This is a genomic window from Flavihumibacter sp. CACIAM 22H1 (assembly GCF_001601815.1).
Lineage (GTDB): Bacteria > Bacteroidota > Bacteroidia > Chitinophagales > Chitinophagaceae > Flavihumibacter.
Genome location: NZ_LUKG01000063.1, coordinates 19,262 through 30,252 on the forward strand (window position 1 = coordinate 19,262; position 10,991 = coordinate 30,252).

Below are 10,991 nucleotides of genomic sequence, written 5' to 3' on the forward strand. Positions count from 1 at the left end.
CTGACCGTTTCCCTGTCCCCAGGCTTGTTTTGAAATACCTGCTACAGGAGCCGCTACCTGGGGTTCAGCGTCCTTTGATTCATTATTGCAGGCAGCCCCGCCAATGGCAAGTGCCCCTGCTGCAAAGAGTTTCATCCATTTCATATGACTTGTTCTAAATTTTGACTGGTAAAATAGGGTTATTTCACGGGAATTCTCCATACCACCAGACTTTGTGGAGGCAGCAGTGCATTCATTCCCTTTTTTGGAATGGCCAGTTTCGACCATACCGGGCTGATCAGATCAGGATGCTCCAGGCTATTATTAGCCGTAAGGGAGGCTGATTGGATCGTAGCTACCTCTATGGTACCGCCAGGCTGCAGTTTTGCGTTTACCTGAAGTGGAAGTTTAACCGCGCTTGGGCCGGCATTCACCATTTTAAGGATCAGTTCTTTGCTCGTTTCATCCCAAACAGCTGAAACATAGAGACTGTCTTTACCCGCAACTGGCTGCCCACCCAGCTGTGCTACAACTGTATGGGTTCCGCGGTTGGTTGAAAAGAGTTTTTGTACATAATAACTGGGCGACCCTACTGCTTGCAGGTTATTTACCCAGATCAGGTCCGGGTTCCATTGCCATCCTTCAACATGCGCAAATAAAGGAGCATAAGAAGCCATCCGAACTATATCCGCGTTCCGTTCTAACCCCGTCATAAAGGCGGCCTCTGAAAGCGCTGCCAGCCAGTTATTCCGTTTATCTGCTTCGAGGTTTCCTTCTACATGAGAAGCATATTCACCGGCAAAGATTTTCGGGCCCTTGCGATCATAGTTGTCATAACGGCGGGCATTCTGAAAAAACCATTCGGGTTTGCGGTAATAATGTTCATCAATCAGGTCGGCCGGCATGGCGCGCAGTGCTTTGTTCAGGTAATCAAATAATTCGCCACTTGAGAAGGGACCCGCACTGCTGATGAGTTCAATTTCAGGATGTTTAGCCTTCAGGGCTTTAGTGAATAATTGGAGCCTTTCTACATACTGGGGCCCCCAGTTCTCATTTCCTACACCCAAATACTTTAGGTTAAAGGGGGCTGGGTGCCCCATACGAACCCGGAGTTTACCCCATTGCGTAGAGGCATCGCCGTTCGCAAATTCTATCAGGTCCAGGGCATCCTGGATATATTCATCCAATTGCTCCAGGGGAGCCAGTTCAGCCGTATTGAACTGGCAAGCCATTCCGCAGTTCAGGATGGGCAGGGGAGCTGCACCAATATCTTCGGCCAATTGGAAGTATTCGAAAAAGCCGAGCCCAAATGATTGGAAATAATCGGGAGCCGGCCGATGTGAAAATTCCGTATTCCACCTGTTAATTATTACTTGCCGTTCTTCAAGCGGACCAACGGTTTTTTTCCATTGATAGCGGGTACTTAATTCGTGCCCCTCCACAATACAACCACCGGGAAAACGAACAAAACCAGGTTTTAAATCGGCCAGTAGCTGCACCATATCGGCTCGTAGCCCACCCTTTCTTCCTTTCCAGGTATCTGTGGGAAACAAGGATATCATATCCAGGTCCAGTTGTCCCTCTCCTACAATGCCTATCCGTATTTTTCCTTTTTGAACGGTAGCACTACTCATGAGGCTGCTTTCAATTTTTTTCCAGTTGGCAGATGCGGGTAGCAACAGGCTGGAGCTGCCGATTACCTGGTCCTGTTCATTCAGTAATTCCAGTTTCAGCGTTACAGCTTTTCCATCTAACCGGTAGTTGCAGGAAAAATCGTAGGCAAGGTTTTCTTTCAGACCCATTCCGCGGAATCCTTCATTCTCCAGTCCCAGGTCGCCGGCTTGGGCATTGTTAACCTGTACCCTAAGAAAGCGCGGGTTTTTTTCAGCAGCCAAACCCCGGTTAATAACCAGGAAACTTCCTTCTTTCCGGGCATTGCCCAGGGTTTTCCACCCCATGAGTGGTTGGTAAAATTCGAAGGAACGGTTTTTGATTAGCTCGGCATAAATACCTCCATCTGCACCCAGGTTAATATCCTCAAAAAACACCCCCCACATGGTAGGCGAAACCTGGGCACCCTTTGCCGTAAGATCAATTCTTAGCGCTTGCTGCTTCTGTGCCTGCAAGCCGGTTACGGCCAGCAGGGCAGCCAAACAAATAAATTTCCGCATTGACAATCATTTATTGCAATTCTAATACAAGCACTGCGGCAGGTGGTACCTGCACAGTTAGCTGATTTCCGTTTAGCCTGGCATCTTTAAACAATTGCGGTTTAATTTTTTCCGGTTGTTCAAAGCTGTTATGATCCTGCAACCGGGCTGATGTAAGGATTCGCCCGCTTACCGTTTTTTTGCCTGCTCCGATTTCGAGTTGCAGGCTATGTTTTTGGGTGGGATCAATGTTCACCACCGAAATATGCGTTTTCCCGTTTTTATCAACCGAAGCAGAAACAGAGATGGCATCCAGGCTCTCAGTTCCCCTCGTGAACTTAGGCGAATTGAATTGAACCGGAATTAACCGCGCATCCTGGTGCACATTGTACATTTCCATTACATGAAACGTAGGTGTAAGGAGAATTTTTTCTTTATCGGTAAGAATAACCGCCTGCAGTACATTGATGGTCTGTGCCAGGTTAGCCATCCGAACCCTGTCGGCGTGGTTATTGAAAATATTGAGTGTTACCCCTGCTACCATGGCATCGCGCAGCGTATTCTGTTGCTGCAGAAAACCAGGGTTGGTGCCCGGAAGGGGATCGTACCAGGCGCCCCATTCATCAACCACCAAGGCTATTTTTTTCTGGGGATCGTATTTATCCATGATTTTACTGTGCTGCTGGATCAATTCTTCCATTTTAAGGGTCACCCGCATATTTACAGCGTAATCGTCTTCGGTAAAAACCAGGGAGGATCCTTTTTTATCCCAGTTTACTACTGCGTAATGATGCAGGGCAATTCCTTCCAGCATATGTAAGGGGATATTTTTCATCAGCACTTCTGTCCAGTTCAGGTCGCCGGAATTGGCGCCTGATGCAATCCGGAAAATTTTATTGGTATTGTTCCAGTCGGCCATGAACGTGGCATATTTCCGGTATTCGTTGGCATAGTATTCGGGGGTCATATTACCTCCGCATCCCCAGGCTTCATTACCTACTCCCCAATAGCGAACAGCCCAGGGTTTTTCCCGACCGTTTTCTTTTCTCCAGTTGCTCATGGGGCTTATACCGCCAAAATTTACATATTGTACCCAGTCGGCTAATTCCTGCACAGTACCACTTCCTACGTTACCAGCCAGGTAAGGCTCTGCTCCTATGGCTTCACAGAGGTTCAAAAAATCGTGGGTACCGAAACTGTTATCTTCTGTAACGCCGCCCCACCACTGGTTTACAATGGTAGGCCGTTTTTCTTTTGGGCCTACCCCGTCTTTCCAATGATAGGTATCTGCAAAACAGCCGCCAGGCCATCGCAGGTTGGGTATTTTTAATTTTTTCAGGGCATTGATCACATCATTCCGTACGCCAGCGGTATGCGGAACCAGGGTCGATTTTTCTCCCACATAAAAACCGCCATAAATGCAGGTACCCAGGTGTTCTGCAAAATGTCCGTAAATATGTTTATTGATGACAGGCGCGGTTTCAGATGGTTTCAGTTGAATAGCTATCGGTTGCGCCTGCAGTAAACAGCTGGCAAAAAGAAAAGACGATGCCAGCAGCAATCGCCTGGTTTCCCCTTTAAAAAAAATAGACATGGCAATCAATTATTTATTAAATGTACAATATACACTTTTAAACAAAGGCCACCAATAAAATTCTTATTGAATAAACTTTCACAGTGGAAACAAGGATTAAAAGCTGCCTTTTGTTTACAAATACCTGGTTGAACTGCTTTTCTGCTGCTGTATCTTTGCGGCATGATGGCACCCATGCGATTATCTCATTTATGTGAACTCATACAGCTTACCCTGCAGGATCAGTTTGTAGCGCAACAGTTCTGGGTAATGGCTGATATCAGTAATCACAGTTATTATTCCCAGCGGGGCTTTCATTATTTTGACCTGGTGGAAACAACCGAAAAAAACCACCGCAACCGGGGCAGTATAGTGGCCAAACTGGCGGGTGTTGCCTGGCGCGAAGGGGCTGCAAGGATCAAAGCATTTGAACGGGAAACCGGCCAGGTATTTGGGAATGACCTGCAGGTACTTGTACAGGTTTCAGTTGATTACCATCCGGTATATGGGTTAAAATTAACCTTGCTCGACATTGATGCCCGGTTTACCCTGGGCTTGCTTGAACAGAAGAAACAGGCTACTATCCGGGCGCTTTTACAGGAGTACCCCGATTATATCCGCGAGCAGGAGGGAAGGCTGCAAACCTTTAACCAGGAACTTTTTCTGGGCGAGGTAGTGCAGCGGATAGCGGTGGTCAGTTCGCGGACGGCTGCCGGGTATGAAGATTTTCTGCACAGTTTGCAAAACAATGCCTTTGGCTACCAGTTTGATATCCATCCCTTTTATGCCACGGTGCAGGGAGAAAATAATGCCGGCGAACTGGCCACCGTATTTTCTGCCATTGAAGCCAGGGCTTCGGCGGAAGAAAAAGATTTTGACGCGGTTATCCTTATACGAGGAGGCGGAGCCGCCACGGATTTACTGATTTTTGATCAGTTCGAAGTAGCCGCAGCCGTTGCCTGCTGCCCCTTCCCGGTATTTACGGGTATCGGGCACCAGAAAAACGAAACCATTACCGACCTGGTTGCACATAGTTCCTTCAAAACACCCACGAAAGTGGCAGAATTTATCATTGAACGGAACCGTTCTTTTGACATCCGGCTTCAACAGGCACACCAAACAGTTAAGCAACTGGCTAAACAGGTTTTATCGGACCAGGCTGCCGGCTTGCAGGAAGCCAGATTAAGTATCAGCACTCGTACCAAAGACCGACTGTTTCAGCAACAACAGGCGCTGGCAGAGGCCGTTCGGCAGCTAAGAAGGCAACCAGCGGTATATTTCGATAATCATCGATTGGTATTACAACTGGCCCATGCACAGCTTATCGGCCATACCCGGCAATTGCTGAAAACCCGCGAAAAAGACCTGGAGCACCTGCTTCGCTTATTCCGGCTGGCTTCTCCCGAAAAAATACTGGCCAGGGGCTTTGCTCTTATCAAACTGAATGGGCAACCAATGGCAGATGCTTCCGCAATAAAAGAAAACGACCAACTTCAAATCCTTTTAGCCGGCACTCAGATTGATGCGCTGGTTAAACAAAAAACACCCTATTATGGAGATCCCTTCAACGTATGAAACAGCGTATGCAGAACTACAGGAAATAGTAGCTGCCCTGGAAAATGAAACAATTTCGGTTGATGAACTGGCCCTTAAAGTGAAACGGGCAACCCAACTGGTGGAGTTCTGCCAGTCCAAACTCAAATCTGCCGAAACAGAAGTAAACAAAATCATCAAAAACCAGGATTAACTCACCGGTCGGCAGGCATCCGACCGTTGAAACACCGGCTTAGTGCAGGAGTGAAAAAATCAGGTCCATAGGCACCCATTTCTGGCCGGGTGCAGCCCAGGGAAGCCGCTGTTGAAAGGTATCCATCAGTGTCTCCCATTCCTGTACTTTCGGACTGGCAGCATCTGCCGCAGCTTTGGCCGCGGCATCAAAGGCATCGCTCACTTCCATTATCATAAAGAGCCGGTTACCTGTTCGGTAAATCTGCATATCAAGAATACCTGCATCCCGGATGGAATCCAGTATTTCGGGCCATACCGCCTGGTGGTAGGCTTCGTACCGGGCAATTAATGCGGGATCATCTTTTAAATCAAGCGCAAGGCAATAACGATTCATAGTACTAAGAGTTAGCTGCTAATTTGCATCAATAAACTATTGTAACAGCAGTTTTTTACTACCTTATTTTTATCCTTTTTCGTGCCCGGTGGGGCAATTATGACAGCGCTAAAAAACCTGGCCGCAGCCCGGATTGATGCCGGCCGGCGATTTGCTGAAAAAACAGTAAATTTTGAATCAATCTACCGCAATGTATAACCGAAAAACAGCTATCTCCTGCATGCTTTCCCTAAGCCTATTTTTCTGCTGCAGTTCACCAGGCACCGCTGACTACGATCTGTTACTATTGAACGGTAAAATTATTAACGGAACCGGGAATGCCTGGTTTTACGGTGATGTGGCCGTTAAGAATGGAAAGATTGCAGCCATAGGGAAGCTGACCAATAAAACAGCAAAAAAAATCATCAATGTCAATAAACAGGTAATTGCGCCAGGGTTTATAGATGTGCATGGCCATATTGAAGGCAGCATTTTCCGCAGGCCAACGGCCGATAATTTCATCTATGACGGGGTTACAACAATTATTACCGGCAACTGCGGTTCCGCCTCCGAGGACCTGCAGGTTTTTTTCCGCCAGCTCGACAGTGCCAAAACCTCTATTAATATTGCCTCCCTGGCGGGTCATAATACCATCCGCAGACAGGCCATCGGTCTTGAAAACATACCTGTTACGGCCCAACATCAGCATAAAATGGACAGCCTACTGCAGAAGGCCCTGGACGACGGCGCCCTGGGGCTTTCTACCGGACTTATTTACCTGCCTGGTATGTATGCCAAAACTTCGGAAGTGGTTAGTCTTGCCAAGGTAACAGCTGCCCAGGGAGGCGTATATGCTTCGCATATCCGAAATGAAGGCGGACGGGTAGCGGAAGCAATAGAAGAAGCTCTTGAAATAGGCAGACAGGCAAAACTGCCGGTACAAATCTCGCATTTTAAAGTAGCAGGGCGGGCCAACTGGGGCAGGTCTGCTGAAACACTGGCTTCTATTACCAAGGCAAGAGCCGAGGGGCTGGATGTAACCATCGATCAATATCCTTATACCGCCAGCAGCACCAATCTCAATACCCAATTGCCCGATTGGGCGCAATCGGGCGGACTGGATTCTATTCGTAAGCGTTTAGCAGACCCCCGGGTTAAAACGGATATCGAACGGGAAATGCTGCAAACCCTGACAAAAAATCAGTACCCGGATTACAGTTATGCGGTGGTTGCCCGCCATGAGGCCGACAGCAGCTTTAATGGGTTATCCATTACCGCTATTAACTTACTGAAAGGGCGGAAAAAGCACCCGGAAGAAGAAATCAAAACAGTGTTGGACCTGATAAATGCGGGAGGTGCCCAAATGATTTACCATAGCATGGATGAAGCGGATATCCGCTATTTTATGGCCTATCCGCAAAGTATGGTAGGCGCGGATGCAGGCGTTTCCGACGGAACCGGCATGCCACATCCGCGGGGTTATGGAAGCAATGCCCGCGTATTGGGCAAATATGTTCGGGAAGAAACTATAGTAAGCCTGGAAGAAGCCATCCGGCGTATGACATCGCTGGCTGCCCAAAAATTTAACCTTCCTTCGCGTGGTTTGTTAATAGAAGGGAAAGCAGCAGATATAGTGGTATTTGATCCGGCCCTTGTTTCAGATAAAGCCAGTTTTTTAAACCCACACCAGTTTTCTACCGGCTTTGAGTATATTATAGTAAACGGTGCGCTGGTTTTGGAAAAAGGGAAACATACCGGTGCCAGACCAGGCAAAGTGCTGCGTAAAGGAAACTAACCAATGCAAAACATATTACCCATCAACGGAGAAGCCTATTATTATCCTGATTTTTTTTCCAAAACTGCCAGCGATGCTTTTTTTATCGAGTTGCAAAAGCAGGTAAACTGGAAACAGGAACCCATCAAACTCTTTGGAAAAGAAATTATGCAACCTCGCCTTACCGCCTGGTACGGCGATGAAAATAAAGCCTATTCCTATTCCGGCATTACTATGGTACCGGATGCCTGGTCGCCTGTTTTGCTGCAAATCAAAAACAGTGTTGAAGCCATTGCGGGGATCAGGTTTACAAGTGCTTTACTGAATTATTACCGCAACCAGCAGGATAGTATGGGCTGGCACCGCGATAATGAAAAAGAATTGGGGGAATATCCAATCATTGCATCTGTATCTTTCGGAGAAAGCAGGGAGTTTCAATTCCGGTATTACTCTGATAAAACCATCAAAAGAGCCCTCTTGCTTACCCATGGCAGTTTACTACTTATGAGCGGCAGTACCCAGCATTATTGGGAACATGCTCTTCCCAAACGTACCAGGACAATGGGAGGCAGGATCAACCTGACGTTTCGAAAAATTATCAGCAGTTAATCAACCCAATCCTAGTCTGTATCGTAAGCTGCATACTTGAGCAACCATTGATTACCGTATTGATCAGTTAATCCGCCAAATAAGGCGCCCCAATAGGTACGTTCAATTGCCTGGGTACATTGCCCGTTCCGGACCAGGTTAGTAAAGCAGCGGCGCATTTCTTCCTCTGAATGGCATTCGAGCAGGATCGAGACTGTATTACCCCGTATCAAGCCTTCATCTGCCACCATATCAGTGCCCATTAAAATCCAGTCGTCTTTCATGAGGCTGGCATTCAGAATATAGTCCCGGAGCGCCAGCGGCAGTTTTTTTGCAACAGGTGTTTCACCGATGGTTTGCCAAACCAGCTCTCCGCCCAGGCAGTCCTGGTAAAACTGCATAGCCTGCCTGCAATTGCCATTAAAGCTTAGATAGGTTATCATCTGGTGCATTAAGGAAATCATTTGCTGTAAAAGTCAACATTTACCGGCAAAGCAGCCATTGCCGAATGCGACTGATTAGCGGGTAGTTTCCGTCAGCGTTTTGGTGTATTTTTAAGGGATGAAATCGATCTCTATCCTTGTTCCTGAAGGGGCCGTAATGGAAGCTGTTGCCGACCCCCGGTACCTGTTTACCACGGCCAATCAATTCCTGGAAGCTGCCGGTCATACGCCTTTGTTCAACGTGCAACTGGTTGGACTGAAAAAACAAACCAGCCTGCTGGGCGGTGTATATTCCATCCAGGCCGATGCTTTGATCGGAGAAGTGGAAAAAACAGACCTTATTATCATACCCGCTATTAGCAGCCCGCTGGCCCCTTCTATTGCCGCTAACCAGGCGTATTTTCCCTGGTTGGTTGAACAGTTTGGAAAAGGTGCAGAAATTGCCTCGCTTTGTTTGGGTGCATTCATATTAGCGGAAACAGGACTGCTGGATGGAAAAAAATGTTCTACCCATTGGGCTTTTTACCAGGAATTCCGCGAGCGATACCCTGCTATTACCATAATGGATGGACATATAATTACAGAAGAGCTGGGTATTTATTCGAGTGGAGGCGCCAACTCTTACTGGAATCTTTTGCTGTATTTATTGGAGAAATACACAAACCGGGAAATCGCAATCCTTGCTTCCAAGTATTTTGCCATCGATATTGACAGAAACAGCCAGTCTGTTTTTGCCATATTTAATGGACAAAAAGACCACACTGATGAAGAAGTAAAAAAAGTGCAGGCGCATATTGAGAAAATGTATACAGAAAAACTATCGGTGGATGAACTGGCTGAGTTGGTAGCCATTAGCCGGAGAAGCCTGGAAAGACGATTCAGGAATGCTACCAACAATACAGTGGCAGAATATATTCAACGGGTAAAGGTAGAAGCAGCTAAACGTAGTTTTGAAGCTACCCGAAAAAATATAAATGAAGTAATGTATGATGTAGGATATACCGATACCAAGGCTTTTCGTTCGCTTTTTAAAAAGATAACGGGCCTCAACCCTGTTGCTTATCGTAATAAATACAATAAACAACTGGCAACTGCCGACACAGCTTACTGAACTTCCAGAAGAATAGTGTTGGTTGCCAGGGTAAGCCTCGGCTGATACTTTACCGGCTTTCCATTGACCCGGATTTTTTTAGTCCGCCAGCTTTCCGGCAGCAATACAATAGCTGTTCGATGAAGCGGCAACTTGTATTTCCACCATAATTTTGCCGGCTCCTTTTTCCAATCTACCTCTACTACTTCATTATTGCCCACCGGCACTGTGCCTTTTGCCCAGGTGATGGTTGCCCCGTCGTACGGGTGCAGGGCAATTTGTTGGTAACCCGGGGTATAGGAACTCACCCCTAATAAATTGCGCGAGCAAAACCATAAAGCAGCACCACCCCAGGCATGACTGTAATCACCGCGGTAACCCGTTGCGCTTACATCCTGCCAGTTTTCTTTCAGGGTATAGGTACTGGTATCGATGCCATTTATCCACCTGTTTACCTGCAGCAAACCTTCAGTTGTTTTTCCAAGCTGTGTAAAAGCTGCCAATACGTACGACATAAAATAGGGCTGTAACTCATAGCTTTCCTGCGTAACAACATAGTGCAGCAAATCGGCCTGTCGTTCTTTTGGGGCAATGTCGTATAAAACAACCAGGGTATTAAAATGTGCACTATGGGTTTCAATTGCAGTATCTGCAGGCAACCAGAAAGACGGAGAACTGGTACTCATACCGGCGATACCATCGCGGTACAAACCTTTGGCCGGATCCCATAAGTTTTTTTCAATTCCATTGCGGATATTGTCTGCCAGTTTTGTATAGCGGCTTGCTTTAGTGGCCGAGGCATAGTTGATGCCCTTTTTACCCGCCCAGCTATGGAGCCAGGCCAGCTCCCGGAGTGCCTTGTAATAAAATGCAGTCATGTAACCGGTACCAATCATCGCCGGGGGATGATGCGCACTGAACCGGTCTATTTTAATCCAGTCCATAAACATATAATTCGGCGCATTTGCAACAAGGTATTCTTTGTTGAGATATGTATTAAAAAGATCCGCTAATTCATCTGCCACGGGTAAAATTTCTGGCAGAACCCCCGCATCTCCGGTATACATAATATATTGCTGTACCATTTGAATCCAGATCAGAGAATAACTGGTATGAAACATCCGGGAATCATTTTTTCTCAGTTGCTGCGCTGTTTGGATAATATTCTGGCGGGTTAACCAGGCATCGCCAAAAGCATAATACGCATTCAGTGCTTCTATATAATAATCTCCTGTACAGGCATTGGGTTCCTGGTGCATGGGTGAATCAAAAAACATATCACTCATACAAAGC

10 protein-coding genes are annotated in these 10,991 nt (G+C 46.9%); 5 read left to right on the forward strand and 5 right to left on the reverse strand.

What is annotated here, in order from left to right; all coding sequences use genetic code 11:
* Positions 1-179: 179 nt before the first annotated feature.
* On the reverse strand, positions 180-2,150 hold the full coding sequence (locus A1D16_RS15575) for an alpha-L-arabinofuranosidase C-terminal domain-containing protein (protein ID WP_290711148.1): 1,971 nt from the start codon (positions 2,148-2,150) through the stop codon (positions 180-182).
* A gap of 10 nt (positions 2,151-2,160) precedes the next feature.
* Positions 2,161-3,723, reverse strand: coding sequence for an alpha-L-arabinofuranosidase C-terminal domain-containing protein (locus tag A1D16_RS15580; protein ID WP_290711150.1), 1,563 nt, complete (start codon positions 3,721-3,723; stop codon positions 2,161-2,163).
* A gap of 162 nt (positions 3,724-3,885) precedes the next feature.
* Here A1D16_RS15580 and xseA point away from each other — a divergent pair, with 162 nt between their 5' ends.
* Together xseA and xseB are read left to right on the forward strand one after the other, a co-directional pair.
* The gene (xseA, locus tag A1D16_RS15585) at positions 3,886-5,277 is read left to right on the forward strand and encodes an exodeoxyribonuclease VII large subunit (RefSeq protein ID WP_290711152.1); all 1,392 of its coding nucleotides are present in this window, start codon (positions 3,886-3,888) and stop codon (positions 5,275-5,277) included.
* Positions 5,255-5,449 (forward strand): exodeoxyribonuclease VII small subunit, encoded by a 195-nt coding sequence (xseB, locus tag A1D16_RS15590; protein WP_290711154.1) that lies wholly within the window; start codon positions 5,255-5,257, stop codon positions 5,447-5,449. The genes xseA and xseB overlap by 23 nt, the downstream gene beginning before the upstream one ends.
* 39 nt (positions 5,450-5,488) lie before the next feature.
* Here xseB and A1D16_RS15595 read toward each other — a convergent pair whose 3' ends face one another.
* On the reverse strand, positions 5,489-5,824 hold the full coding sequence (locus tag A1D16_RS15595; RefSeq protein WP_290711156.1) for an L-rhamnose mutarotase: 336 nt from the start codon (positions 5,822-5,824) through the stop codon (positions 5,489-5,491).
* Positions 5,825-6,014: 190 nt separating this feature from the next.
* On the opposite strand from A1D16_RS15595, the gene A1D16_RS15600 reads away from it, so the two are divergent.
* Positions 6,015-7,598 (forward strand): D-aminoacylase, encoded by a 1,584-nt coding sequence (locus A1D16_RS15600; protein ID WP_290711158.1) that lies wholly within the window; start codon positions 6,015-6,017, stop codon positions 7,596-7,598.
* A 3-nt stretch (positions 7,599-7,601) separates the two neighbouring features.
* Positions 7,602-8,186, forward strand: a complete 585-nt coding sequence (locus A1D16_RS15605; protein ID WP_290711160.1) for an alpha-ketoglutarate-dependent dioxygenase AlkB — start codon at positions 7,602-7,604, stop codon at positions 8,184-8,186.
* A gap of 11 nt (positions 8,187-8,197) precedes the next feature.
* Here the strand turns inward: A1D16_RS15605 and A1D16_RS15610 are convergent, their stop codons facing one another.
* Positions 8,198-8,608 carry a VOC family protein gene (locus A1D16_RS15610; protein ID WP_290711162.1) on the reverse strand — a complete coding sequence of 137 codons (411 nt, stop codon included), beginning with the start codon at positions 8,606-8,608 and terminating at the stop codon, positions 8,198-8,200.
* 118 nt (positions 8,609-8,726) lie between these two features.
* Here A1D16_RS15610 and A1D16_RS15615 point away from each other — a divergent pair, with 118 nt between their 5' ends.
* Entirely contained in the window at positions 8,727-9,719 is a 993-nt protein-coding gene (locus A1D16_RS15615) for a helix-turn-helix domain-containing protein (RefSeq protein WP_290711164.1), read from the forward strand.
* On the opposite strand, the gene A1D16_RS15620 is transcribed toward A1D16_RS15615, so the two are convergent.
* Positions 9,713-10,991, reverse strand: a 1,279-nt coding sequence (locus tag A1D16_RS15620; RefSeq protein ID WP_290711166.1) for an alpha-L-rhamnosidase C-terminal domain-containing protein, incomplete at its 5' end; no start/stop codon positions are given. The two genes, A1D16_RS15615 and A1D16_RS15620, sit on opposite strands and share 7 nt — an antisense overlap.